The organism is Pseudoxanthomonas sp., from assembly GCF_002863005.1.
Lineage (GTDB): Bacteria > Pseudomonadota > Gammaproteobacteria > Xanthomonadales > Xanthomonadaceae > Pseudoxanthomonas_A.
This window is the reverse complement of sequence record NZ_PKDG01000057.1, coordinates 1-26,203: the sequence shown is the minus strand read 5'-3', so window position 1 is coordinate 26,203 and position 26,203 is coordinate 1. Positions and strand designations below refer to the sequence as shown.

General features: G+C 66.8%; 18 protein-coding genes. 6 read left to right on the top strand and 12 right to left on the bottom strand.

From position 1 onward, the window contains the following. Position 1: 1 nt before the first annotated feature. Genes acnB through CYU89_RS18240 form a run of 3 tightly spaced genes read right to left on the bottom strand, consistent with a single transcriptional unit; the run spans position 2 to position 3,250 of the window. Positions 2-2,593, bottom strand: coding sequence for a bifunctional aconitate hydratase 2/2-methylisocitrate dehydratase (gene acnB, locus CYU89_RS18250; protein ID WP_296282947.1), 2,592 nt, complete (start codon positions 2,591-2,593; stop codon positions 2-4). A gap of 52 nt (positions 2,594-2,645) precedes the next feature. Next, the gene (locus CYU89_RS18245) at positions 2,646-3,047 is read right to left on the bottom strand and encodes a type II toxin-antitoxin system VapC family toxin (protein ID WP_296282946.1); all 402 of its coding nucleotides are present in this window, start codon (positions 3,045-3,047) and stop codon (positions 2,646-2,648) included. Further along, positions 3,044-3,250: an AbrB/MazE/SpoVT family DNA-binding domain-containing protein gene (locus CYU89_RS18240; protein WP_296282945.1), complete on the bottom strand. Its 207-nt coding sequence runs from the start codon at positions 3,248-3,250 to the stop codon at positions 3,044-3,046. The genes CYU89_RS18245 and CYU89_RS18240 overlap by 4 nt, the downstream gene beginning before the upstream one ends. Positions 3,251-3,466: 216 nt before the next feature. Between CYU89_RS18240 and acnA the strand changes: the two genes are divergently transcribed. Continuing rightward, positions 3,467-6,235 (top strand): aconitate hydratase AcnA, encoded by a 2,769-nt coding sequence (acnA, locus tag CYU89_RS18235; RefSeq protein WP_296282944.1) that lies wholly within the window; start codon positions 3,467-3,469, stop codon positions 6,233-6,235. Between the two features lie 65 nt (positions 6,236-6,300). On the opposite strand, the gene CYU89_RS18230 is transcribed toward acnA, so the two are convergent. Further along, complete coding sequence (locus CYU89_RS18230; RefSeq protein ID WP_296282943.1) at positions 6,301-8,757, bottom strand: prolyl oligopeptidase family serine peptidase; 2,457 nt, start codon at positions 8,755-8,757, stop codon at positions 6,301-6,303. A 168-nt stretch (positions 8,758-8,925) separates the two neighbouring features. On the opposite strand from CYU89_RS18230, the gene CYU89_RS18225 reads away from it, so the two are divergent. Next, positions 8,926-9,375 (top strand): hypothetical protein, encoded by a 450-nt coding sequence (locus CYU89_RS18225; RefSeq protein ID WP_296282942.1) that lies wholly within the window; start codon positions 8,926-8,928, stop codon positions 9,373-9,375. A 7-nt stretch (positions 9,376-9,382) separates the two neighbouring features. Here CYU89_RS18225 and CYU89_RS18220 read toward each other — a convergent pair whose 3' ends face one another. Further along, a complete protein-coding gene (locus CYU89_RS18220) occupies positions 9,383-9,844 on the bottom strand; it encodes a nuclear transport factor 2 family protein (RefSeq protein WP_296282941.1) in 462 nt (153 codons plus the stop codon). Between the two features lie 94 nt (positions 9,845-9,938). Here CYU89_RS18220 and CYU89_RS18215 point away from each other — a divergent pair, with 94 nt between their 5' ends. Next, positions 9,939-11,618 (top strand): long-chain fatty acid--CoA ligase, encoded by a 1,680-nt coding sequence (locus CYU89_RS18215; RefSeq protein ID WP_296282940.1) that lies wholly within the window; start codon positions 9,939-9,941, stop codon positions 11,616-11,618. A gap of 266 nt (positions 11,619-11,884) precedes the next feature. Continuing rightward, entirely contained in the window at positions 11,885-12,751 is an 867-nt protein-coding gene (locus tag CYU89_RS18210) for a crotonase/enoyl-CoA hydratase family protein (protein ID WP_296282939.1), read from the top strand. 173 nt (positions 12,752-12,924) lie between these two features. Here the strand turns inward: CYU89_RS18210 and CYU89_RS18205 are convergent, their stop codons facing one another. The 4 genes from CYU89_RS18205 to prfB form a co-directional block, all read right to left on the bottom strand. Next, positions 12,925-15,120 carry an ATP-binding protein gene (locus tag CYU89_RS18205; RefSeq protein WP_296282938.1) on the bottom strand — a complete coding sequence of 732 codons (2,196 nt, stop codon included), beginning with the start codon at positions 15,118-15,120 and terminating at the stop codon, positions 12,925-12,927. Between the two features lie 3 nt (positions 15,121-15,123). Continuing rightward, entirely contained in the window at positions 15,124-16,212 is a 1,089-nt protein-coding gene (locus tag CYU89_RS18200) for a two-component system response regulator (protein ID WP_296282958.1), read from the bottom strand. A 405-nt stretch (positions 16,213-16,617) separates the two neighbouring features. Further along, the gene (gene lysS, locus CYU89_RS18195) at positions 16,618-18,141 is read right to left on the bottom strand and encodes a lysine--tRNA ligase (protein WP_296282937.1); all 1,524 of its coding nucleotides are present in this window, start codon (positions 18,139-18,141) and stop codon (positions 16,618-16,620) included. Positions 18,142-18,262: 121 nt separating this feature from the next. Then, a protein-coding gene (gene prfB, locus CYU89_RS18190; protein WP_296282936.1) for a peptide chain release factor 2 occupies positions 18,263-19,388 on the bottom strand; the annotation gives its coding sequence in 2 pieces (ribosomal slippage) (positions 18,263-19,312 and positions 19,314-19,388; 1,125 coding nt in all). 131 nt (positions 19,389-19,519) lie between these two features. Between prfB and CYU89_RS18185 the strand changes: the two genes are divergently transcribed. After that, positions 19,520-21,445, top strand: a complete 1,926-nt coding sequence (locus CYU89_RS18185) for a GGDEF domain-containing protein (RefSeq protein WP_296282935.1) — start codon at positions 19,520-19,522, stop codon at positions 21,443-21,445. A gap of 1 nt (position 21,446) precedes the next feature. On the opposite strand, the gene CYU89_RS18180 is transcribed toward CYU89_RS18185, so the two are convergent. Beyond that, positions 21,447-22,331 carry a LytTR family DNA-binding domain-containing protein gene (locus tag CYU89_RS18180; protein WP_296282934.1) on the bottom strand — a complete coding sequence of 295 codons (885 nt, stop codon included), beginning with the start codon at positions 22,329-22,331 and terminating at the stop codon, positions 21,447-21,449. Between the two features lie 154 nt (positions 22,332-22,485). Between CYU89_RS18180 and CYU89_RS18175 the strand changes: the two genes are divergently transcribed. After that, positions 22,486-23,691 carry an acyltransferase family protein gene (locus tag CYU89_RS18175; protein WP_296282933.1) on the top strand — a complete coding sequence of 402 codons (1,206 nt, stop codon included), beginning with the start codon at positions 22,486-22,488 and terminating at the stop codon, positions 23,689-23,691. A 7-nt stretch (positions 23,692-23,698) separates the two neighbouring features. Here the strand turns inward: CYU89_RS18175 and recJ are convergent, their stop codons facing one another. Both recJ and CYU89_RS18165 read right to left on the bottom strand, forming a co-directional pair. After that, on the bottom strand, positions 23,699-25,426 hold the full coding sequence (gene recJ, locus CYU89_RS18170; RefSeq protein WP_296282932.1) for a single-stranded-DNA-specific exonuclease RecJ: 1,728 nt from the start codon (positions 25,424-25,426) through the stop codon (positions 23,699-23,701). Beyond that, positions 25,423-26,203 (bottom strand): phosphoglycerate mutase (locus tag CYU89_RS18165; RefSeq protein WP_296282931.1); only part of this gene is annotated, 781 nt, incomplete at its 5' end. The genes recJ and CYU89_RS18165, both read right to left, overlap by 4 nt.

The window sequence follows — 26,203 nt, the reverse complement described above, 5'->3', positions numbered from 1 at the left end:
ATCAGGCGGCCACGGTCTTCGCCACGTCCTGGTACTCCTCGATCTGGTCGAAGTTCATGTAGCGATAGATCTCGGCGCCCTTCTCGTTGATCACGCCGATGTCGGCCATGTACTCGGCCTTGGTCGGGATCTTGCCCAGGCGCGAGCAGATCGCGGCCAGCTCGGCCGACCCCAGGAACACGTTGGAATTGCGGCCCAGGCGGTTCGGGAAGTTGCGGGTCGAGGTGGAGAACACCGTCGCACCCTCGCGCACCTGCGCCTGGTTGCCCATGCACAGCGAACAGCCGGGCATTTCCATGCGCGCACCCGCGGTGCCGAACGTACCGTAGACGCCTTCCTTGGTCAGTTCCGAGGCGTCCATCTTGGTCGGCGGCGCGACCCACAGGCGGGTCGGGATGTCGCGCTTGCCTTCCAGCAGCTTGGCGGCGGCACGGAAGTGGCCGATGTTGGTCATGCACGAACCGATGAACACTTCGTCGATCACGGTACCCGCGACGTCCGACAGCGTCTTCACGTCGTCCGGGTCGTTCGGGCAGGCCAGCAGCGGCTCGTGCACGTCGGCGAGATCGATGTCGATGATCGCCGCGTACTCGGCATCGGCATCCGGCTCCAGCAACTGCGGGTCGGCGAGCCACGCTTCCATCTTCGCGATGCGACGGGCCAGCGAACGGGCATCGGCGTAGCCTTCGGCGATCATCCACTTCAGCAGCGTGATGTTGCTGGTGAGGTACTCGATGATCGGCTCCTTGTTCAGGCGCACGGTGCAACCGGCGGCGGAACGTTCGGCCGAGGCGTCGGACAGTTCGAATGCCTGCTCCACCTTCAGGTCCGGCAGGCCTTCGATCTCGAGGATGCGGCCGGAGAAGATGTTCTTCTTGCCCGCCTTGGCCACGGTCAGCAACCCGGACTTGATGGCGTAGTACGGGATCGCGTTGACCAGGTCGCGCAGCGTCACGCCCGGCTGCAGCTCGCCCTTGAAACGGACCAGCACCGATTCCGGCATGTCCAGCGGCATCACGCCGGTGGCTGCGGCGAACGCGACCAGCCCGGAACCGGCCGGGAACGAAATGCCCACCGGGAAGCGCGTGTGCGAGTCGCCGCCGGTGCCGACGGTGTCGGGCAGCAGCATGCGGTTGAGCCAGCTGTGGATCACGCCATCACCGGGACGCAGCGAGATGCCGCCACGGGTGGAGATGAATTCCGGCAGCGTGTGGTGCGTCTTCACGTCGACCGGCTTCGGATACGCCGCGGTGTGGCAGAACGACTGCATCACGAGATCGGCGGAGAAGCCCAGGCAGGCCAGGTCCTTCAGCTCGTCGCGGGTCATCGGGCCGGTGGTGTCCTGCGAACCCACCGACGTCATCTTCGGCTCGCAGTAGGCACCCGGGCGCACGCCCTGGCCTTCCGGCAGCCCGCAGGCGCGGCCGACCATCTTCTGCGCAAGCGAGAAGCCCTTGCCGCTGTCGGCCGGCTGCTGCGGCTGGCGGAACAGGTCCGTCGCCGGCAGCTTCAGCGCTTCGCGCGCCTTCGCGGTCAGGCCGCGGCCGATGATCAGCGGGATGCGGCCACCAGCGCGCACTTCGTCGAACAGCACGTCGGACTTCACCTGGAACTCGGCGATCACTTCACCGTTCTTCAGTGCCTTGCCATCGTACGGCCGCAGCTCGACCACGTCGCCGTGATTCATCTGCGAGACGTCGAGTTCGATCGGCAGCGCGCCGGCGTCTTCCATCGTGTTGTAGAAGATCGGGGCGATCTTGCTGCCCAGGCAGACGCCACCGAAGCGCTTGTTCGGGATGAACGGGATGTCCTCGCCGGTGAACCACAGCACGCTGTTGGTCGCCGACTTGCGCGAGGAGCCTGTACCGACCACGTCGCCGACGTAGGCGACCAGATGACCCTTGTCCTTCAGCGACAGGATTTCCTGGATCGGGCCGCGCTTGCCGTCTTCTTCCGGCACGAATGGCGCGTCGGGACGCTTGTTCTTCAGCATCGCCAATGCGTGCAGCGGGATGTCCGGACGCGTGGTGGCGTCGGGCGCCGGCGACAGGTCGTCGGTGTTGGTCTCGCCCGGCACCTTGAAGACGGTGACGGTCAGGCTCTGCGGCACTTCGGGCTTGCTGGTGAACCATTCGGCATCGGCCCAGCTCTGCAGCACGGCCTGCGCGTGGGCATTGCCCTGCTCGGCCTTCTCCTGCACGTCGTGGAAGCTGTCGAACATCAGCAGCGTGTGCTTCAGCCCTTCAGCAGCGGTCGCGCCCAGCTCGGCGTTGTCGAGCAGCTCGATCAGCGGGTGGATGTTGTAGCCGCCCAGCATCGTGCCCAGCAGCTCGGTGGCGCGCGCGGGCGTGATCAGCGGGGTCTTCTCGGTACCGAACGCAACGGCGGCCAGGTAGGACGCTTTCACCTTGGCGGCATCGTCGACGCCGGCGGGCACGCGATGCGTGATCAGCTCGACCAGGAAGTCCTCTTCACCGTCCGGCGGGTTCTTCAGCAGTTCGATGACGTCGGCCGTCTGCTGGGCCGACAGCGGCAGCGGCGGGATGCCCAGCGCGGCGCGCTCGGCTACGTGGTGGCGATAGGCTTCCAACATGGGTGGCTCCGGTCATTCGGTGATGCGGTGGAATGGGAAAACAGGGTGACGCTTATTCGTTCGCGGGCACGATCAGTTTCAGCCCCTTGAAGTAGTCGCGGTGGAACGCGGTGTCGAAGGTGATCAGCCCGTCGCATTGCAGCAGCGCATGCGCGCCCACGAGGAAGTCGGCGATCGGCCGGGCGTCGCCTTCGCGCTGGCGGTGGCGGCGCTGCATCTCGCCTGCACGCACGGCGGACTTGGCTTCGACGGCATTGAAATGCACGCCCATTTCCTCGAGCGCGGCCAAGGCATCCGCACCATTGCGCAGCGAGGCGCACAGCTGCGCCAGCGCGGCATCGCAGACGACGACACGCCCGCTGCCGAGACTCTGGCGCAGGCCCGCCTCAACGGCGTCCGCGCGCGGACCATCGGTCAGCAGTTCGATCAGGACGGGCGCGTCGACGGCGATCATTCGCTGACGGCGCCCGTCGGGCTGTCGGCGTCGAGGGCGAACTTGCCACGCACGCGCGAAATCGCGTCGTCGACGCTCTTCCGCAACACGATGCGGCTACCTTCCAACTCGACCTTCAGCACGCTGCCCTTGGTCAGGCCCAGCGCATCGCGCACGGCCTTCGGCAGGGTGATCTGGCCGCGTTCTGCAACGGTGGCTTCCATCAGCGGCCCCTCTTGAGTATGGAAGAATTATACATACTTCAGTTGGCATACCCTAGCCCGGAGCGCCTGTCATCCCCCACCAGACTGCACCCTTGGTCGAATCATGCCCGTCTCATACATGGCGGATAATCCGGGCAGGCCTCTACAAGACATGCAGGGCCGCCGGCTTATGCTGTCTGGTCACCTCACCCTCCCCCAGCTACAGGAGCCTCCGCGATGAGTGATTCCTTCGCCACCCGACGTTCCCTGGACGTCAACGGCACGTCCTACACGTATTACAGCCTGCCCGCGCTGGCCGAGCGGCTGGACCCGGCCGGCGGCTTCGCCCGCCTGCCCTATTCCCTGAAGATCCTGCTCGAGAATCTGCTGCGCTGCGAGGACGGGGTCACCGTGCTGCCGGAGCATGTCCAGGCCGTCGCTGCCTGGGAGGCCGCCAAGGAACCGGACACCGAAATCGCCTTTATGCCCGCGCGCGTGGTGCTGCAGGACTTCACCGGCGTGCCCTGCGTCGTCGACCTGGCCGCCATGCGCGATGCCGTGGTGAAACTCGGCGGCAGCCCGGACCAGATCAATCCGCTGATCCCCTCCGAGCTGGTCATCGACCACTCCGTGCAGGTCGATGTGTTCGGCAGCGCCGATGCGCTGGACCTCAACGGCAAGATCGAATTCGAACGCAACAAGGAGCGCTACGGCTTCCTGCGCTGGGGCCAGAAGGCGTTCGACAATTTCAAGGTGGTGCCGCCGAACACCGGCATCGTCCACCAGGTGAACCTGGAAAACCTCGCCCGCGTGGTCATGACCGGGGAGAAGGACGGCCAAGCCATCGCCTATCCCGACACCGTCTTCGGCACCGACAGCCACACCACGATGATCAACGGCATCGGTGTGCTGGGCTGGGGCGTGGGCGGCATCGAGGCCGAGGCCGCGATGCTGGGCCAACCGTCATCGATGCTGATTCCGCAGGTCGTGGGTTTCAAGCTGACCGGCAAGCTGCCGGAAGGCGCGACCGCCACCGACCTGGTGCTGACCGTCACCCAGCTGCTGCGCAAGCTGGGCGTGGTGGGCAAGTTCGTCGAGTTCTACGGCGACGGCCTGCAGCACCTGCCGCTCGCCGACCGCGCCACCATCGGCAACATGGCGCCCGAGTATGGCGCCACCTGCGGCATCTTCCCGATCGACCACGAATCGCTGAACTACCTGCGCCTGTCCGGTCGCAGCGAAGAACAGATCGCGTTGGTCGAGGCCTACGCCAAGGCACAGGGCCTGTGGCACACGCCGGACAGCCCGCATGCCGAGTACAGCGCCACGCTGCACCTGGACATGGGCGATGTGAAGCCGTCGCTGGCCGGCCCCAAACGCCCGCAGGACCGCGTGCTGCTGCAGGACGTGAAGCAGAACTTCCGCGACAACCTGGTGCCGTTCGCCGATGCGCGCCGCAAGCGCATCGACCTGGTGCAGGAAGACCGGCTCAAGAACGAAGGCGGCGGCGGTACGGCCGTGGGGGCTAACGAAGCCGCGCACGAATCCTCGCCGCACAGCGGCGCGGCGGTGAAGTTGCGCGATGGCGACGTGGTGATCGCGGCGATCACCTCGTGCACCAACACCTCGAACCCGGCGGTGATGCTGGGCGCGGGCCTGCTCGCGCGCAACGCCGCGGCGAAAGGCCTGAAGGCGCAGCCGTGGGTCAAGACCTCGCTCGGGCCGGGCTCGCGCGTGGTCACCGACTATCTCGAGAAGGCAGGCGTCCTCGACGATCTGGAAAAGCTCGGCTTCTATGTGGTCGGATACGGCTGCACCACCTGCATCGGCAACTCCGGCCCGCTGCCGGACGACGTATCGGCCGCGATCGCTGCCGATGATCTGGTCGTCGCCTCCGTGCTGTCGGGCAACCGCAACTTCGAAGGCCGCGTGCATCCCGAAGTCAAGATGAACTACCTGGCCAGCCCGCCACTGGTCGTGGCGTACGCCATCGCCGGCACCACCAACATCGACCTGACGTCGGAACCGCTCGGCACCGGCAGCGATGGCCAACCGGTTTTCCTGAAGGACATCTGGCCCAGCAACAAGGAGATCGGCGACTTCATCGCCGCCACGATCGGCCCGGAGATGTTCGCGAAGAACTATGCCGATGTGTTCAAGGGCGATATGCGCTGGAACACCATCGCCTCGCCCGACGGCGACCTGTACACGTGGGACGGCGACTCGACGTACATCAAGAATCCGCCCTACTTCGACGGCATGACGATGGACATCGGCAGCATCGACGACGTCCATGGCGCGCGCGTGCTCGGCCTGTTCGGCGACTCGATCACCACCGACCACATCTCGCCGGCCGGCAACATCAAGAAGGATTCGCCTGCGGGGCGCTTCCTGATCTCGCGTGGCGTACAACCGGTCGACTTCAACAGCTACGGCAGCCGCCGCGGCAACGACGACGTGATGGTGCGCGGCACCTTCGCCAACATCCGGATCAAGAACCTGATGTTCGGTGGCGAGGAAGGCGGCAACACGCTGTACTTCGGCAACGGATCGCCCGAGAAGCTGTCTATCTACGACGCGGCGATGAAGTACAGGGCCGATGGCGTCCCGCTGGTGGTGATCGCGGGCAAGGAGTACGGCACGGGCTCCTCGCGCGACTGGGCGGCAAAGGGCACCAACCTGCTGGGCGTGAAGGCGGTGATCGCGGAGAGCTTCGAACGCATCCACCGCTCCAACCTGGTCGGCATGGGCGTGCTGCCGCTGCAGTTCGTCGATGGCCAGAACGCCCAGTCGCTGGGCCTTGACGGCTCGGAAACATTCGACGTCACGGGCCTGCAGGACGGCGTTGCGAAACACGCGACGGTCACCGCGCGCAAGTCAGATAGCAAGAAGGTCGAGTTCCAGGCCAAGGTCCTGCTGCTCACGCCGAAGGAAGTGGAGTACTTCCGCCATGGTGGGCTGCTGCACTACGTGCTGCGCCAGCTGGCGGCGCGCAAGGCCGGCTGAGTGCTGGTAGCGGGAAAAGAAAAAGGCCGCCCTAAGGCGGCCTTTTTCGTGCAGGCAGTCGTGTTTCAGCGAGCCGCAGCCGGTGCTGTGCCGGCCGTCTGCCCCTTGTTCTTCACGTACCGCTCCAGCCACTGGTCCTGTTCCCACAGCAGGTGCAGGACCGATTCCTTCGCCGCATAGCCGTGGCTCTCCTTCGGCAGCAGCACGAGGCGTGCCGGTGCACCGAAGCCCTTGAGCGCATTGAAGTAACGTTCGCTCTGCATGGTGAACGTGCCGGAGTTGTTGTCGGCCTCGCCGTGCACCAGCAGCAGCGGCGTCTTCATCTTCTCCACGTGCATGAAAGGCGACATGTCGTTGTAGACACCGGGCGCTTCCCAGTAGTTGCGCTCTTCCTGCTGGAAGCCGAACGGCGTCAGCGTGCGGTTGTAGGCGCCGCTGCGCGCGATGCCGGCGGCGAACAGGTCCGAGTGCGTCAGCAGGTTGGCGGTCATGAACGCGCCGTACGAATGGCCACCCACGGCCACACGCGAACGATCGATGTACCCGAGTCCGTCGACGGCGTCGATCGCGGCTTTGGCGTTGGCCACCAGCTGCTTGATGAACGTGTCGTTCGGCTCGTCCTTGCCCTCGCCCACGATCGGGAACGCCGCGTCGTCCAGCACCGCATAACCGCGCGCGACCCAGTACAAGGGCGAGCCATAGCTCGGGAAGATGAACTCGTTCGGGTTCGTGGTGTTCTGGCCCGCACTGTCTCGGTCCTTGTACTCGGTGGGATACGCCCACATCACCAGCGGCAGCTTCTCGCGCTTGGCCGTTCGGTCGTAGCCGGCCGGCAGGTACAGCGTGCCCGTGAGCGGCAGCCCGTCGGCGCGCTTGTACGTCAGGACTTCCTTGTAAACGCCCTGCAGGGCCTTGAAGGGATTCTCGAACTGCGTCACCGGCACCGGTGCGATCCGCTGCTTCAGGTGGCGCACGTAGTAGTTCGGGAACTCGGTCGGCGATTCGATGCGTACCAGCGCCGTGCCCTGCGCGGGATCCAGCAGCGCCTGGATGCTTTCCTTCTGGCCTTCGAGACGCGACGTGTACAGGCGTTCCTTCTTGCCAGTGGCCAGTTCCATCCGATCGATGAAGGGGAACTGCCCCTCGGGCGTGAAGCCGTCGCCGATCAGGTACGCCTGGCCATTGTCCAGGGCGAGCACGATTTCACCCGCGCTGTTCTTCCGCGTCTCGAACTGCCCCGGATCGCTGTACTGGTCCTGGTAACTGCGGCTCACAAGTTCGCGCAACGGCGCGCCCGGCTTCGACGGATCCAGCACATAGGTCCGCGTATGGCGCGTGTTCCACCAGTAATCGGTGACGATCGCATGCGTGTCGTCGCCCCACAGGATGCCCTGGACGCGGTCGACGGTCTTGAAGAGCGACTGCGGCGGCGCGGTGAACGGTGCCTGCCAGGCGAAGGCTTCGTCGCGGAAGGGCACGTCGTTCGCCGGATCGCCCTTGTCCAGCGCCTCGGCCCAGACCAGCGTGGCGGGCTGGTCCGCACGCCATTCGACATCGCGACGACCCGCGCGCACGGCCATGAAACCCTTCGGCAGGTTCTCAGCGAGTGGGGCTTCGACGACGGTCGTCACCGGCTTGCCGGTGGTTTCCACCACGTCGGCGCGGTACGGGAAGCGACCATAGGGCACAAGGTAGGAAAACGGCTTCTGCAGGGTGCGCAGCAGGACGTACCGGCCATCCGGCGAGAACGATTCGCCGGTATGCATTGCCGCGGCACGCCAGAGCGTCGCGCGCCCCTGCAGCGGGACGCGGTGCAGTTCGGACGTGGCGAGCACGGCGAAATTGTTTTCGTCCGACGGATTCTTCAGCAGGTCCTGGTAAGTGCGGTTCTGTGCCTTGCTGCCATCGCTCACCGACACCGTCGGCCCGGTCGGAACGGCACGCGTCGTATCGAGCAGTGCGGGGCGTTGCGCCGGCAACATGCGTACCAGCAAGGCCTGGTTGTCGCGGAACCAAGTCAGCGGATTGCCCACGTTGCCGTTGACCCGCGCCTCGGTCAGGCGGGTGGCCTGCGCAGTGGCCAGTTCCATCACCCACGCTTCCACGCCGGTTCGCGTGGTGTGCGTGAACGCCAGCCGGCGTTCGTCGGGCGACCAGGTGAAATTCGCCAGGCGCGGCGCCGCAGGCAAACCCGTCACCTGCTGTGCGCCACCGCGCTGCAGATCCTGCACCTGCACGTTGGTGAAGTAGGTGGTGGTGCTGGCGATGTTGGTGCGTGGATTGACGCGCAGGCCACCGAGACGGAGCTCCTCGTCGGACAGTTCCGCCAGCGACTTGAACGTGTCGCGGTAGAACAGCACCAGGTGCTGCTTGCGGCTGTCCGTCGCGACGGTGGGCGGTCGCTGCACGTCGGCGAGCTGCAGGATCTCGGCCGGCGGCGTCTGGTACGGCAGCGCATCCTGCGCGAAGGCATTTCCAGCGGCCAGCCACAGGCACGCCAGCAGTTTCCAGCGAATCGACATGAGCGGTTTCCCCGTTTTGACACGCCGATCATCACGGCTCCCCCGGGTCGTGGCAAGACCGGGCACGGCGTGCGAGGAACGCTTGCCGGTCGGCTGCGCCTGGTGCGTTAGGGATCTTGAAGGCCTTCGTCGAAGGTCGTCCGAGACGTCGCCATGGGAGTCCCTGTCTTGCGTTCCACCTGCCTGCTCCTCGTCCTCGCCTTCTGTGGCCACGCCCGCGCTGCAGCGCCCGACACCGATCAGGCCAGGCGCATCGCCGAGCAGTTCCTTGCCACCCGGCAGGCCAGCGCGAGCCCGCAGGAGGCTTATGAAGCGGGCGATGTCGCCGTGGCCGACCTGGACGGCGACGGCGAGTCGGAAGTCGTCGTGCTGTGGACGATGCTGGGCCCCACCTACTGGCATCACGGCGTCACAGTGCTGGCCCGCAAAGGGCCGCATTACGTGCCAGCGGGCGAGACCGACGAACCACTGGGCAGCGTGGAAGGCATGGTGGTGCGCAACGGCACCGTCGAGCTGAAGACGAAGTGGCCCGGACCCAACGACGCGCGCTGCTGCCCGACCGTTCCCAGAACGCTGCGCTACCGGTGGAGTTCCGGAAAGCTGTCGCCGGCGAAATAGCGCGCGGTCAGCGGGGCGCGTTCCAGCGCGCGTGGTAGATCCGCCAGTCGCCTTGTTCCCGACGCCATGCGGTGGTGACGTCGTAGGTCTGCGCCTGTTCCGGAAGGAGCCGGCCCGTACTGCCGGTCAGCAGCACCTGGAACGACACCGTCGCATTGTCTCCATCGACCCGCACGTCCAGGGGACCGGTCGTCGTCCCGACGCGCGCGTTCGCGAACGTGCGCGCACGCACCAGGTTGTGCAATGCAGCACGATCCATGCCGTCCGGCCCGGTGAAATCGTCGCTGACGCCGTCCATGAAATCGCCGACGCGTTTCTCTTCGACGGCCGCCTGCATGCCTCCCACGCGGTGCCGCAGCTGGGCCTCGGGTGTTTCCGCGCTGCACGCCACCAGCGTTGCCAGCACGAGCGCCGCCGCCGCGATGAAACCCTGCCCGATCTTCGCCATCGAAACCTTCGCCTTTTCCATCCGGAACGGTATGCTCCCGGCAGGCGCCCCTTTCGGCGCTCGCCCACATGCATGCCGCGAGGCAGCCCGTAGACCCTGGGGAGGGAGCAGAACGATGAGTCAGGAACGTCCGTGGTTCAAGAGTTATCCGCAAGGCGTGCCGCAGCAGGTGGACCTGGAGCAGTACCGCTCCATCGTGTCCGTCTTCGATGAGGCGATCAGCAAGTACCGCGACCGTCCCGCGTTCCGCAACTTCGGCAAGACCCTGACGTATGGCGAGATCGACAAGCTCAGCCGCCAGTTCGCGGCGTACCTGCTTGGCGAACTGAAGCTCAAGAAGGGCGACCGCGTCGCCATCATGATGCCGAACTGCCTGCAGTACCCCATCGCCATCTTCGGCGTGCTGCGCGCCGGCCTGACGGTGGTGAACGTCAACCCGATGTACACCCCGCGCGAGCTGAAGCACCAGCTGGTCGATTCCGGCGCCAGCGTGCTGCTGGTCGTGGACAACTTCGGCAAGACCGCGCAGGAAGCGCTCGCCGGCACGCAGGTCAAACAGGTGGTCACGACCGCGCTGGGCGACCTGGTCGGCTTCCCCAAGGGCGCCATCGTCAACTTCGTGCTGAAGTACGTGAAGAAGATGGTGCCCGACTACGACATTCCCGGCACCGTTCGCTTCAAGGACACGCTGACGCTCGGCCAGCTGCATACGTTGCCCGACATTGACATCGATTCCGGCGACATCGCCTTCCTGCAGTACACCGGCGGCACCACCGGCGTGGCCAAGGGCGCCATGCTGACGCACCGCAACCTAGTGGCGAACATGCAGCAGGCGGGCGTCTGGGTCGGCACCGGCCTCGACTACGGCAACGAAGTCATCATCACCGCGTTGCCGCTGTATCACATCTTCGCGCTGACGGCGAACTGCCTGGTCTTCATGAAGCTTGGCGGCCTGAACCACCTGATCACCAATCCGCGCGACATGCCCGGCTTCGTGAAGGAGCTGAGGGCCACGCGCTTCACTGCGATCACGGGCGTCAACACGCTGTTCAACGGCCTGCTGAATACGCCGGGCTTCGACGAGGTCGATTTCTCCAACCTGAAGATGACCCTGGGCGGCGGCATGGCCGTGCAGCGTGCCGTTGCGGAAAAGTGGAAGAAGGTCACGGGCGTGACGCTGGTCGAAGCCTATGGCCTGACCGAGACATCGCCCGCGGCGTGCATCAATCCCATGGACCTGCACGATTACAACGGCGCCATCGGCCTGCCGGTGCCGTCGACCGATGCCTGCCTCAAGGACGACGACGGCAACGTCGTTCCCGTTGGCGAGGTGGGCGAACTCTGCATCAAGGGTCCGCAGGTCATGAAGGGCTACTGGCAACGGCCCGAGGAAACCGCGAACGTGATGGACGCCGACGGCTGGCTGCACACCGGCGACATGGCGAAGATGGACGAGAACGGCTTCTTCTACATCGTCGACCGCAAGAAGGACATGATCCTGGTCTCCGGCTTCAACGTGTATCCGAACGAAGTGGAAGACGTGATCGCAGGCCTCGACGGCGTGCTCGAGGTCGCCGCGATCGGCGTGCCGGACGAGAAATCGGGCGAAGCCGTGAAGGTGTTCATCGTGAAGAAGGACCCGTCGCTCACGGCGGAACAGGTGAAGGCGTTCTGCCGCGACAACCTCACGGGCTACAAGCAGCCCCGGCACATCGAGTTCCGCACGGAGCTGCCGAAAACCAACGTCGGCAAGATCCTCCGCAAGGAGCTCCGCGAGCCCGCGAAAAGCGCGTGACGCCCTGTTCAGGGTGTTGAAAGAGGCCGGCCATGCGCCGGCCTTTTTCTTTTGGTTCAGGACTTTAGGGTCCGATTCTAGACATTCGTCACAAATATCGAGACTGATGGCGGGGGGACGGCCCCAAGTTGCCACAAGCGCGCTTGTGCACCGGATTTTAATTATTCGTTCAGGTGTAGGATCGGCGCGTGATGCCACCTGCGTCACATTAATCCGTCACCCGCCTCCCCTGCCGCGCGGGCAAGCAACCCTCCAAGGAGCTCTCCATGAACAACGTCGAAAAACTGCAGCGCACCCGTTCCTTCCCGACCATCCGTGTCGAGTCGGAACCCAGCGGTGACGCCCACTGGATGTACATGCATTCGGACGTGGCACCGGGCGTGCGCCCGTGCTTCCGCAGCCAGATGCTCGACGACGTGCTGAGCTTCATGAATTCGATCACCCTGCGCGAATCGCAGCGCCAGCCCGGCAAGTTGCGTCACCTCGTGGTCGCCTCCGACGCCACGGCGTTCAATCTCGGCGGCGATCTGGAACTGTTCTCGCAGCTGATCCGCGAGAACAACCGTGATCGCCTGCTGAGCTATGCGCGCCGTTGCATCGACGGCGTCCACCATCTCAACACCGGTCTGGGCGGCGACGTACGCACCATCGCCCTGATCCAGGGGGATGCGCTGGGCGGCGGCCTCGAGATCGCGCTGTCGTGCCACACCATCGTGGCCGAGGAAGGCGTCGACATGGGCCTGCCGGAAGTGCTGTTCGGTCTGTTCCCGGGCATGGGCGCGTACTCCTTCCTGTGCAAGCGCGTCTCGCCGCAGGTCGCCGAGAAGATCATCCTGGAAGGCAACATCTACACCAGCGACGAGCTCTACAAGCTTGGCGTGGTCGACGTGCTGGTACCGAAGGGCCAGGGCGCTTCCGCCGTGCAGACCATCATCGACAAGCAGCGTCGCTCGCCGCATGCGCACCTGGCGTTGAATGCCTGCCGCAACCTCGCCCAGCCGGTCGGCTACGACGAACTGATGGGCATCACCGAGGTGTGGGTCGATACCGCGCTGACGCTGGGCGACAAGTCGCTGAAGATGATGGAACGCATCGTCCGCGCGCAGGAAAAGCGGTCGATCCGCGCGGCCTGAACACCCGCATGACTGCGGCAACGCAGTAACGACAGGGGAAATCAGGGGGTTGGAGCGCGCCGTGCGCCTTCAAGGGCGAGTCCGGGTCATCCGTACTCGCCAGCGATCCATCCGGAGCGCGTCCGCCCGCGCCACCGTATCGCCACCGCGTCGATCGCGGCAGTGGCCCCGCGTCAGGACGACGAGTGTTCGTTGCCCTTGTCCAGGCCCGCGCCCCGCACGCGCTGCCGCGCATCGAGCGCCGCGCGACCATGGCTCAGGTGCGAATTCAGCGCTGCCAGGCGATGACGCCACTCGCGGGTGATCTGCCAGTCGGCCAGGCTCATCATTTCGCCGGCGGCCGCCGCGAGCTTGACCAGGCCCAGGTTGCTGGCCACGCCCTTCAGGGCGTGAGCGTGCTCACGCAGGTGTTCCCCATCGCCGCGCTCCATCGCATGCGCCATCGCGCCGATGCACCCGTCCGCATCGTTGAGGCATTGCTCGATGAATTCGCGTTCGAACGCATCGCCCATGCCGAGCGCGGTCAGTTCGTCCAGCACGCTGACATCCAGCACGCCGTCCGACACTTCCGCACGCACAGGCGCCGCCGGGACGGCGGTGGCCGCAACCCGGCCCGAGGTCGCGATGTCCGCCAGCGCGTCCAGCAGGCGCGTGGCGACGACCGGCTTGGCAAGGAAGGCGCGCGCTCCGGCCTGCTCGCAACGCTGGATCGATTCGGGCGTGACATCCGCGCTGAGGATGAGCACGGGCGTACGGCTGCCGCTGCCCGCCTCCATCACGCGCAGCTGCTTCAACAGGTCCAGGCCGCTCAATCCGGGCATGTGCAGGTCGCAGATGACCGCGTCGTAGGTCGCCGATTCCAGCGCATCGAGTACTTCTTCGCCGCCGTTGACGCAGGTGATGCGGTGACCCGCTTTCTGCAGCAGGCGCTGCACGACCATGCGATTGGCCTCGTGGTCGTCGGCGACCAGGATCTGCATGCTGCGCACGCGCGCACGATGGCGCAGGAACGGATCCGAGAAGGCGATGATGTTCTCGGCGCTGGCGGTTTCGGGCTCTTCCTGCAGCCACTCGGCGTGGCCATGCACGGCCGGCACCATGACGCGCTCGGCCACGGCCTCGAACGGCAGTTCCACCCAGAAGCAGCTGCCGCGCTGCTCGTGGCTTTCGAAGCCGATAGTGCCGCCCATGGCCTCGGTCAGGCCCTTGGCGATCGTCGTGCCCAGACCGGTGCCGCCGTAGCGGCGGGACAGGCTGCCATCGGCCTGCTCGAACGCCTCGAACAGGCGCTCGCGCAGCGCGACCGGCACGCCGATGCCGGTATCGGTGACGGTGAAGCGCAGGCGGATGCGGCTGCCCTCGACCAGCGTGGGCGCGACCACCAGCCGGACCTCGCCGTCGTCGGTGAACTTCACCGCGTTGCCGGCGAGATTCAGCAGCACCTGGCGCAGGTGGCCCGCATCGCCGCGCAGCTTGAGCGGGATGGCGTCGTCCACCACGCCTTCGTAGCGGACCTGCTTTCCACGGGCCTGCGGCATGAGGATCAGGCCGATGCTCTCGACCAGTTCGCGTGGCGAGAACTCCACGACGTTGAGCTTGACCTTGCCCGCTTCGATCGCGGAGATGTCCAGCACGTCCTCGACCAGTCCCAGCAGCGTCCGGGTCGATGCCTGGATCGTGGACAGGCACTCGCGCTGTTCGGCATCCAGACGCGTGGTCGCCAGCAGTTCGGACATGCCGGCGAGACCATTGAGTGGCGTGCGGAACTCGTGGCTCATGTTGGCCAGGAACCGGCTCTTCGCTTCGTTCGCGCGGCGCGCTTCGTCGGTGGCGCGCGTCAGGTCGCGCAGCAGGCCGGACAGGTACATCGGCACGGCGATCAGGCCCAGCACCAGGCCGACGCCCAGCGTCAGGTTGCTGCGCCAATAGTCGTTCATCAGCACCACCGCCCCGAAGGCGGTGCTCGCCATCGCCACGGCGACGACCAGATAGCGGTTGCCGTAGCGCAGGCCGTTGCCGACGGTGATCCACATCAGGACGACGTAGGCCCACGACAGCGGCTCGCCCATGCCGTTCATCGCCGCCGCCAGCAGGCCGTAGTCGGCGATCATGCCCAGCGCACGGCGTGCGTGCGACTTGCCGGGCTGCACCAGCAACCACGCGAAGATGCCCAGGCCATTGACCAGGCCCGAGGTGATGATGGTCAGGACGATGGTGTACTCGTCCGCAGGCAACGCGGCGCGCGACGAAGGCAGCAACGCGTAGACGAGGATGATGGTGATCAGCGCGACCCGGATCAGCGCTTGGCCGTGCTCACTGTCGCCGCGATGCGCCAGTCGGGATTTGATCCAGGCAAGGGGATTCGTCATGGCTCACTCCATCCCTGGACGGCTCTGCACCGTCGAGTAACGTTCGCAAATGTCGTCGAGCCGCGCCCGCCCGCGAATCAGCGCGTCGACGCAGGCCGGATCGAACAGGCGGCCACGCTGGGCGTACAGGTAGGCCAAGGCCGCATCCTTGTCCCAGGCTTTCTTGTACGGACGCGGCGAAATCAGGGCATCGAAGACGTCCGCAACCGCCACTATCCTCGCTTCCAACGGGATCTGCTCGCCCACGAGGCCATCGGGATAACCGCTGCCGTCGTAGCGCTCGTGGTGGCGCAGCGCGATCAGCGCGCCGGTCTGGATGAAGCGGTTCTGGCTGCCCGACAGCAACTGGTGGCCGATCTTCGGGTGGCGGCGCATGACGTCGGTTTCTTCGGCCGTCAGCGGTCCGGCTTTCATCAGGACCGAATCCGGGATCGCGATCTTGCCCATGTCGTGCAGCGGCGCCGCCATTTCGATGGTGCGCACCTCGTCTTCGGGCAGCCCCAGTTGCTCGGCGATCAGGCCGGCCACGTGGGCCATGCGTTCCAGGTAGGCGCTGGTGCCGCTGTCGCGGTACTCGATGGCGCGGGCCAGCCGCGAGAGCGTCTCGCGCTCGCGCTCCTCGACCTCGTGCATGCTGGACAGCAGGCGCTGCTCCAGCGACAGGGCACGCTGCTTCACGTTCTCGGACTGCTGGCGGAGCTGCAGCAGGTTGCGGCAGCGGGCACGCAGCTCGCGCGGGCGCACCGGCTTGACGAGGAAATCAATGACGCCCGCCTCGAGGGCGGCCTGGCGGATCGGCTCGTCGCCGACCACCGTGATCAGGATGATCGCGATGTCGCGATGCATCGGCAGCCGGCGGAAGCGGCGCGCGAATTCCAGCCCATCCATGCCTGGCATGCGGTAGTCCAGCAGCAGCAGGTCGGTCCGGTTCTTCTCGCACCATTCCAGTGCGGCCAGCGGATCGCCGAAATCATGGACGGCCAACTCGGACGCGATGTCCTCGATGACATGGCGCAGCATGGTGCGCGCGGACGTCTGATCGTCGACGATGACGATGTTCAAAGCGTTACCTGCCCCTTGTGGCCACAGCATGTGGCTGTCGGGCAAGGATACTCCGGCGGCGGCGGCACTCGCATCCAACATGGCGGAAGTCCTGTTCGGCGGTACGGTCCCGGGTCGGGTCCGTGATCCACGAAGGGAACCGATGCCAATCGCGGGGCCCCCTCCCCTGATCTCTATCGGCGCGGACGACGGAAAATTGACCGTCCTGCGCGTCAATCGACGCAGGAAGCGTGCCAGCCGCCCCAGCGGCCTGTCCGGCCTCCACACATTGACCTCCGTCACAGATTGGGGCCCTTGCACCCCGCCCCGGCAGGAGCGGATGCCGAAACGCAGCGCCGCAGGACAGCCGTGCCTGCGTCATGGACCCGTCGCGTCATCCCGCCAGGTTCCCTTTCTGCCCCATAGCGTCACTCGCGGCGGAACAGGCGCGCCTGTTCAGCCGTGGCTTTCGGGGCGCATGTAAGGGAAAAGCAGCACGTCCCGGATCGAGTCCGAACCCGTCAGCAGCATCACCAGCCGGTCGATGCCGATGCCGAGCCCACCGGTGGGCGGCAGGCCGACTTCCAGCGCACGGATGTAATCGGCGTCGAAGTGCATGGCTTCGTCGTCGCCGCCCTCCTTGGCCTGGACCTGGGCCATGAACCGGGCCGCCTGGTCTTCCGGGTCGTTCAATTCGGAGAAGCCGTTGGCGATTTCCTTGCCGTTGATGAACAGTTCGAAGCGGTCCGTGTAGCCCGGCTGGTCGTCGTTGGCGCGGGCCAGCGGCGAAACCTCGACCGGATGGTCAGTGATGAAGGTCGGCTGGACGAGCGTGTGCTCCACGGTCTTCTCGAAGATCTCCAGCAACAGCTTGCCCCAGCCATACGACGGCTTGACGTGGATCTTCAGCCGTTCGCAGTGGCGCGCCAGCGCGTCGCGATCGGTGCAGTCCGCCGCCGTGATCTCGGGATTGTGGTGGCGGACGGCTTCGTCCATGCGCCAGCGGCGGAATGCTGGCTCAAGGTCGATGTCCTGGCCGTCCCAGGCCACCTGGCCGGTACCCAGCACCTCGTGCGCCACATCGCGGATGACGCCCTCGGTCAGGTCCATGATCTCGGTATACGTGGCGTAAGCCTCGTACAACTCGAGCATCGTGAACTCTGGGTTGTGCCGCGTGCTTACACCCTCGTTGCGGAAATTGCGGTTGATCTCGTAGACGCGCTCCAGCCCGCCGACGACCAGACGCTTCAGGTACAGCTCCGGCGCCACGCGCAGATAAAGGTCCAGGTCCAGCGCGTTATGGTGCGTGGTGAACGGCTTGGCCGCGGCGCCGCCGGGGATGTAATGCATCATCGGCGTTTCGACTTCCAGGAAACGCCGCGTATCCAGCCATTCGCGGATCGCGCGGATGATCCGCGAGCGCTTGATGAACACGTCGCGCGCTTCCGGCGTGACGATCAGGTCCACGTAGCGCTGGCGGTAGCGCTGCTCCACGTCGGACAGGCCATGCCACTTGTCCGGCAGGGGGCGCAGCGATTTCGTCAGCAGGCGGAAGGCGTCGGCTTTCACCGACAGTTCGCCGGTCCGGGTGCGGGTCAGCCCACCTTCCACACCGACGATGTCGCCGACGTCCCAGCCCTTGAAGGCATCGTACGTCTCACCCAGCGTGTTGGCCTGCAGGAACAGCTGGATGCGCCCCGACTCGTCCTGGATCTGCACGAAGCTGGCCTTGCCCATCACGCGCTTGGCCATCAGGCGCCCGGCCAGCTTCACGCGCCGACCACTGCCTTCCAGCGCCTCGCCGGTCCACAGTTCGGCATCCTCGTACTGCGTCTGCAGGTCGCCCGCATAGTCGCTGCGGCGGAAGTCGTTGGGAAACGCGATGCCCTGCCCGCGCAGCGCCGTCAGTTTGGCGCGGCGCTCGGCGATGAGGCTGTTCTCGTCGACGGCGGGCTGCGTGGCTGGGGTCTGATCGGTCATGGCGTAGGAAATCGAAGAAGGCGATGTAGGAGCGGCCCATGGCCGCGATGCTCTTGCAGGATTATCGTTCAAAGCATCGCGGCCATGGGCCGCTCCTGCAAAAGGCGGGTGCGCTCGCGGATCAAGCGTCGATGCGTTTCGACCCTGCTTCCAGGCCGGATTTCAGGCTGGCCTCGACGAACTCGTCCAGGTCGCCATCCAGCACCTTCTGGGTATCCGAGCGTTCCACCCCGGTGCGCAGGTCCTTGATGCGGCTCTGGTCCAGCACGTAGTTGCGGATCTGGCTGCCCCAGCCGATATCGGACTTGGTCGCCTCCACCGCATCGCGCTCGGCGTTGCGCTTCTGGATCTCGAGTTCGTACAGCTTGGCGGCCAGCATCTTCATCGCGTTGTCGCGGTTCTGGTGCTGGCTGCGGCCGGTCTGGCAGGCCACGACTATTCCGGTCGGCACGTGAGTGATGCGCACGGCCGATTCGGTCTTGTTGACGTGCTGGCCACCTGCGCCGGACGAGCGGTACACGTCGGTCTTCAGGTCGGCCGGGTTGATGTCGATGTCGATGTTGTCGTCGACTTCCGGCGACACGAACACCGAGGTGAAGCTGGTGTGGCGGCGGTTGTCCGAATCGAAGGGCGACTTGCGCACCAGGCGGTGCACGCCGGTTTCGGTCTTCAGCCAGCCGTAGGCGAAGTCGCCTTCCACCCGCAGCGTGGCCGACTTGATGCCGGCGACGTCGCCACCGCTTGCTTCCATCAGTTCGGTCTTCCAGCCGCGCGACTCGCACCAGCGCAGGTACATGCGCAGGAGGATTTCCGCCCAGTCCTGCGCCTCGGTGCCGCCGGCACCGGCCTGGATGTCGACGAACGCATTCGAGCTGTCCATCTTGCCGGAGAACATGCGCTGGAATTCCAGCTTGTCCACGTGCACGGCATAGCGCTCCACGTCGGCCACCACCGCATGGGCCGTGTCCTCGTCGTTCTCCATCTCCGCCAGTTCCAGCAGTTCGCCGGCGCCGGTCAGGCCCTCCTCGATATCGCGGATGCCATTGACGGTCTTGTCCAGCAGCGAACGCTCGCGGCCCAGTTGCTGGGCGTACTCGGCGTTGTTCCAGATATCCGGGCTTTCCAGCTCGCGGTTTACTTCTTCCAGGCGCTCGCGCTTGGCATCGTAGTCAAAGATACCCCCGGAGCGAGGCCAGCCTGTCCTGCAGGTCGGCGATGCGCTGGCGGATGGGATTCAGCTCGATCATGGGTGCTGGGACGGGGGAAAGGAATCGGTCGGCAAGGATACCAGAGCCACGCAGTACGCCGCCCCCGGAAGGATGCGCTGGAACGGGAATTGCAGGATGCCGGGGGCGTCCCTCCGAGAGCCGCTCCGCTCATGCCGACTCCCGCCGCCCTGCCCGCTCCGCTGCTGCCCTGCCTGCTCGGCCTGGCGTTGTTGCTGAGCCTGCCGTCCTCGCGCGCCCAGGGCACGCAGCCTGCCGTGCACGACCGCGCAGCCGCGGTGACGCGCTGCCTGCAACTGCGTCGCGATGCGCCTCCCGTGGCCGTGCAGCTCGCGGAGTCGCTGCTGGCGGAACCGGACCTGTCGGTCGAGGACGAGGTGAAAGCACTGAGCTGCCTCGGCATCGCCGCGGGCCTGACCGGTGATCGGGCAAGCGCGGTGGACGCGGGCGAACGGATGGAGCGGCGCATGGCCGAACATCCCGGCCTGCCGCCGGAATTCCGTGCGCGTGCGTTCTCCCAGGCGGGCTCCATCTTCCATGGCGCCGGTCAGATCCACCGCGCGGAATCCGCCTACCTGAAGGTGCAGGCCCTGGCCGCGCAGCTCGACGCCGACGAAGCCGCGCTGTTCCAAGCCACCACGCTGGCCAACATCGGCCTGATCCACGCCGACTATCTCGACTCGCCCGATGTCGCCGACGATTACTACCGCCAGGCGCTGGCCGCCGCGGCGCCGGTCGGACTGGAAGATCCCCTGATCCTGCACAACCATGCGCTCAACCTGATCCGGTTGGGACGCATCGACGAGGCGCTTGCGGTGATCGACCAGGGCGAGGCCGTGGCGGTCCGCAAGCGCGCGCAATCGGTGGTGGATCGCCTGCGCGCCGAGCGGGCGGGCATCTGGATCACGCAGGGGCGGCTGGCGCAGGCCCGCCCGGTGCTCGAGGCCGCCGTCCGGTCGCAGCAGACCAGCGCCGATACCCCTGGCCTGGCCGGTTCACTGGCCAAACTCTCCACGCTGCAGCGCCTGTCCGGCGATCGCTCGACCGCCCTGGCGACCGCCCGCCGCGCTTGGTCCAGCGTGGACGGGACGCCCCAGCCGCAGAAGCAGCGGGAAGTGCTGCGCGCCTGGATGGCAGCACACGCGGCGCTCGGCCAGGCCGATCAGGCGATGGCAGTCGGTGCGCGCCTGCATGCCCTGGAAATGGAGACGCTCAAGGCGCAGCGGCTGGAACTGCTGGCGGACCTGCAGGCACGCAGTGAAAGCGCGGCGGCCCAGCGCGAACTGGAGAGCATGCGCCATGAGGCGCAGGTGCGCGGATTGAACGATGAGAAATCCCGGCTGATGCGCCGGGCCGGCATCGCCCTGCTGGTGTTGCTGGTGCTGGCCGGCGTCGGCTTCGGGCTGCTGCAACGGCGCAAGAACAGGCAGTTGCGCAAGGTGAGCGCCACCGATCCGCTCACCGGCGTGCGCAACCGGCGCGCCGCCACCGAGGCCTTGAAGGCGATGTCCCTGCAGCGGCCGGTGGCGGGCACGCGCCACGTGCTGTTCCTGATCGACATCGATCACTTCAAGCAGGTGAACGACAGCTTCGGCCACCATGCCGGGGACCAGGTACTGGTGGCCTTGGCCCGTCGCCTGCGCGACATCGCCCGGTCCGACGATGTCATTGCGCGCTGGGGCGGTGAGGAATTCCTGATGGCGTGCGCCGACCTGACCGAGGCGCAGGCCTGCACGGTCGCCTCGCGCCTGCATGAAGCGCTGTGCGAAGTGCACGAACCCGCGCCACGCCAGCGCTGGTCTCTGACCGTGTCGCTGGGGTTCGCGCCTTTCCCGTTCTTCGACAACGCCAGCTGTGGGTGGGACTACGCCCTGCGCATGGCCGACCGCGCCCTGTATGCCGCCAAGGACCGCCGCAACGCCTGGGCAGGCCTGTGGGGTCGCTGCCTGCCGGCGGGCATCCCGCTGCAGACCGTGCTGGAGTCGCCAGAGGATGCGGTGCGCAGCGGCGCCATCGAACTGGTGGCCAGCTACGCCGTGGAGCGGTTGCCGCAGGTGCCGGCCACGCGGGCCGCATGAGCTAGCACGCGTCGGCGCCGGTCCGCTGGCGCAGGTCCTGCCGGTGGCGTCGGCTGCAAGGCAAGGCGCTGCCATCCTTCATGTGGACGCGCGCGTCGCCGGTATCCAGCGGTTCGATCGAGGCCACCTGGTCCAGACTGACGATGTAGCTGCGATGGATGCGGGTGAAGCGGCGCGGATCCAGGCGCGCTTCGATGCCGGCGATGGTGCTGCGCAGGGGATAGTCGTGGCCGCGCACGCGAAGGTTCACGTAATTGCCCGCGGCCTGAAGCCACTCGATGTCGTTGGCCGCCACCAGGAACTCGCGCCCGAGCTTGCGCACCAGGAAACGCTCCGGCTGGTCGACCGGCTCCAACGGGAGGCCCTCGTCGGGTTCGGCGAGCAGGCTGGCTTCGCCCTGCCAGCGGCGCAGCAGGAAGCGATACCCCTCCACGGCCACCACGATGGTGGCGAAGCTGCGGGCATCCTTGAGGTACTCATAGGCCAGCTCGCGCGGCCATGGACCGAAGTCGTAGGCCATCCCCTGCATGCGGTACGCCACCACACGCAGGGCGACCATGCCGACCACGTGCACCAGGCAGACCACGAGGCTGGCGACCGCGTATTCCCCCAGCCGCGTACGCCAGTTCTCCCAGTGCAGCGGGCGCCAGCGGGTGTACGCAACAATGGCCGGGATCAGCACCAGCAGCCACACCAGGGCGCTGCTGGTTTCCCAGACCACCGGCTCCCAGGCCTGGATGCCCGAATCGCCGCGCCGGAGCTCCATCAACGTCGTCAGGCTGTTGGCGATGCAGTTGGCGGCCGTCACCGCGACCCAGAATCCCGCTTCGACCCACCGCTTCCACGGCAGGTAGCGTTCGTAGGTCAGCGTGTCCTTGTGGTTCATGCGCGCATTCTAGCGGTCGCCTTTCGAGGCAGGCAGGGCGATTCGTCCCCACGGTCCGCGGCTCGTCACTGCTTCCCCCCGATCCATCCCTTGATGCTGGCCTCGGGCGGCACGTACGCCGACGCTGCCGTCTTCCCTGAAAACGGAGAACGCCATGCAACGTCGCCACGATCTGGACTGGGTCAGGGTCTGCGCCTTCTCGCTACTGGTCCTTTACCACGTGGGCATGTACTACGTGACCTGGGACTGGCACGTGAAAAGTCCGGCCGCCAGCGATGCGCTGGAGCCTTTCATGCTGCTCAGTTCACCCTGGCGGCTGTCGCTGTTGTTCCTGGTGTCGGGTGCGGCGACCGCATTCCTGCTGGGCAAGGCGCAGCGGACCGCACAGGCGGCGGGCACGCGCCTTCGCTTCCTCGGCGCCCGCTCGTGGCGGCTATTGGTACCGCTGGCTTTCGGCATGCTGGTGATCGTACCGCCGCAGGCCTACTACGAAGTGGTGGAACAGCTCCCAGGCGGCTACCACGAGGGCTACCTGGCGTTCTACGCGCGCTACCTGAGCGCTTACGACGGCTTTTGCGATGCGGAGGGCTGCCTGGATCTCCCCACCTGGAACCATCTGTGGTTCGTCGCCTATCTCTGGGTCTACACCCTGGTGCTGTGGCTGCTTTGGCGACTGGCACCGCGTGCCCTCGACGCGACTGGCGGACGACTCGCGAATGCGCTGTCCGGACCGGGCGTGGTGGTCTGGCCGTGCCTGTTCCTGGGCGTGGCGCGGGTCCTGCTGGTCTCCCGGTTCGAGCAGACGCATGCACTGGTGGATGACTGGTACAACCACGCGCAGTACTTCGGGGTGTTCCTGCTCGGCTTCCTCATCGCCCGTGCGGACGGGGTGTGGCAGGCGATCGAGCGGTTTCGCTGGATGGCGGTGGTCACATGGTTGGCCAGCTGGGCCGGGCTGATCGCCTACTTCACCCGTTTCGCCGACGTCGATCCGCCCGAATGGTTGCGCATGACGATGCGCATGGCATGGGCGTTGAACCAGTGGTGCGCCATCGTCGCGGTGCTCGGCTTCGCGCATCGCATGCGGCCCGGCGACAGTCCGGCGCTGCGCTACCTGGTGGCGGCAGTGTTCCCCGTCTACATCCTGCACCAGACGGTCATCGTCGTCGTGGCGCATCACCTGAAACCGCTGGCGATTCCTCCGTTGGCGGAGGGCCCGCTGCTGATCGCGATCACCTTCGCGGCATGCTTCGCCGGGTATGAGGCCATCCGCCGCGTGCGCTGGCTGCGCCCCCTCTTCGGCCTCACGCGCGCAAAAGCGGTGACCGCCGACCCGCCGCTGGCGACGCGAACGTCGTGACGCAGCCTCAGTCGGGCGCGCGCCAGTGGCGCAGCAGCAACTGGATGCCGCGACGGTCGCGCCAGTCGTCGGTATCCAGCTGGTAGGCAGCATGGATGCGCGTGGGCGGGGGCGTGTCGTGCCAGCCGTTGAAATGGATCGCGTTCAATGGCGTCGCGTGGCCGGTTGCCCTGAGCGAGAACTTCAGGTGCTTCTCGCCGACCACGCGCCAGTCCAGGACGTCGAACACACCGTCGAACATCGGCTCGGGGAACCCCTGCCCCCACGGACCGGCACTGCGCAGGAGATCGGCATGACGGCGATCGAGTTCATCGCCGCCCAGTTCGCCATCGCTCAGCACCTCCTCGCGCAGCAGATCGTCGTCGAGCAGCGCGCTGGCGTGCCGGTGCAGCGCGTCGCGGAACCGTGGCAGGTCGCTTTCGTCGAGCGACAGCCCCGCTGCCATGGCGTGGCCACCGAAACGGTGGATCAGGCCCGGGTGCGCGATATCCACCGCAGCCAGGGCATCCCGGACATGGAATCCGGGGATCGAACGGGCAGAGCCGCGCAAGGTCGTGCTGCCGGGCTCGGCCGGCGCGAACGCGATCACCGGTCGATGCAGCCGCTCCTTGATCTTGGATGCCACCAGGCCGACGACGCCCGGATGCCATTCCGGATCGAACAGGCACGGTGCAAGCGGTACGGGTGCGCCCTGCCCGTCGTCGATGCGGGCCAGCGCGGCATGGGCCTCCTCGACCATCTGCTGCTGCACGCCGCGCCGCTCGGCATTGATGCCTTCCAGTACGCGGGCCATCTCATCGGCCTGGGTCGCGTCATCGGTCAGCAGGCAGGCGATGCCCAGCGCCATGTCCTCCAGCCGTCCTGCCGCGTTCAGGCGGGGTGCGATGGCGAAGCCGATATCGGACGTCGTCAGGCGCGCCGGGTCGCGGCCCGCCACGCGCATCAGCGCCTGGAGGCCTGCGCATCCCTGCCCCGCGCGCAGGCGGCGCAGGCCTGCACCGACCAGGGCGCGATTGTTCGCATCCAGCGGTACCAGGTCCGCGACGGTGCCGACGGCGACGAGGTCGAGCAGCGTGGCCAGGTCCGGCTCCGCCTGCCCGGACACGCTCCGCTCGCGCAGCACGCGGCGCAGCGCCAGCAGCACGTAGAACATCACCCCGACGCCCGCCAGCATCTTGCTGGGGAACGGGTCGCTGCGCAGGTTGGGATTGACGATGACGTCGGCCGGCGGCAATCGCTCGCCGGGCAGATGGTGATCGGTGACCAGCACCTGCCAGCCGCGCGCCTTGGCGGCAGCGATGCCGGCATGGCAAGCGATGCCATGGTCGACGGTCACAAGCAGGTCGGGCTGCAGCGCGGCCAGTTCATCCACCAGCGAGGGCGACAGGCCATAGCCATGCACCATGCGGTTCGGCACCGCGGGCGTCACGCGGCGCGCGCCGAGCAGGCACAGGCCGCGTACACCGACCGCGCAGGCGGTCGCGCCATCGCAGTCGAAGTCGCCCACGATGACGATGTGGCGGTCCTGTGCGATGGCATCGGCGAGCAGCGCGGTCGCTTCCGGCAGTCCACCGAGCAGGTCGGGCGGCAGCAGATGCGCCAGCCGCGGCTGCGCCTGGTCGAGCGACCGCGCACCGCGCGCTTCATAGATCCGCCGCAGCAGGGGCGGCACGCTGTCGGGCCACTGCCCGCCCTCGGCAAGCGGGCGCCGGCGGATCCGCGGTGACGGGATCATGCCGGGACGTGGTCCGGGCGCACCGTGTCCAACCGCTGCAGGGGCCTGCGCCACAGGCGCCAGCGTTGTTCGCGGCGCAGCGAGAACAGGGTGCCGTCCTCGAAATCCAGGGTCAGCGCGTCGAGTTCGCGCTTGCGCAGCGCATCGAGCAGCGGGCGCAATGCGTCTCGGCACAGCAGGTCCAGATTGCGCAGATGGCGCAGGTCGATCAGCGCGTCGACGCCGCCTTCGCCATTGGCATGCCCGGCCTCCACGCCCGCCACCTGGGCCAGCGATTGCAGCAGCACATCGTTGCCCTTGACCTGCCGGAATCCGGTACGCACCGCATCCGGCAGCACGCCGCCACCCCAGAACCACAGCGAGTTCACCGGCGGCTTGCCCTGCGCGGCGCGGTGGGCATTCCACGGATGGTTGTGCAGCATCACCTGCGCTTCGCTCAACAAGGCGCGCCAGCGCCGGCCCGCATCGCCCTCGGGCAGGTGCGCGAAGAGGTCGTCGCCCAGCACGTCGCCCGCGGGCACGAAGGGCGGAAGTTTCGCTTCCAACGGCAAGCGCAGGTACCAGCGGGCCGGATGGGGCGCATCCAGCAGCATGCCGGCGTCGCCGAACAGCGGCTTGAGCGCGGGCAACAGCTGGGCAGTGTCGTCAGCGTCGAGCGCCAGTGCTTCGCCGTAGGCCAGCATGCGCGCGCCGGCCATGTCGGGCGAAACGCGCGCCGGATCGGCGCGCAGCCACATCGCGCCGGCCGCATCGCGCGCATCGTGCTGGCGCGTGAGC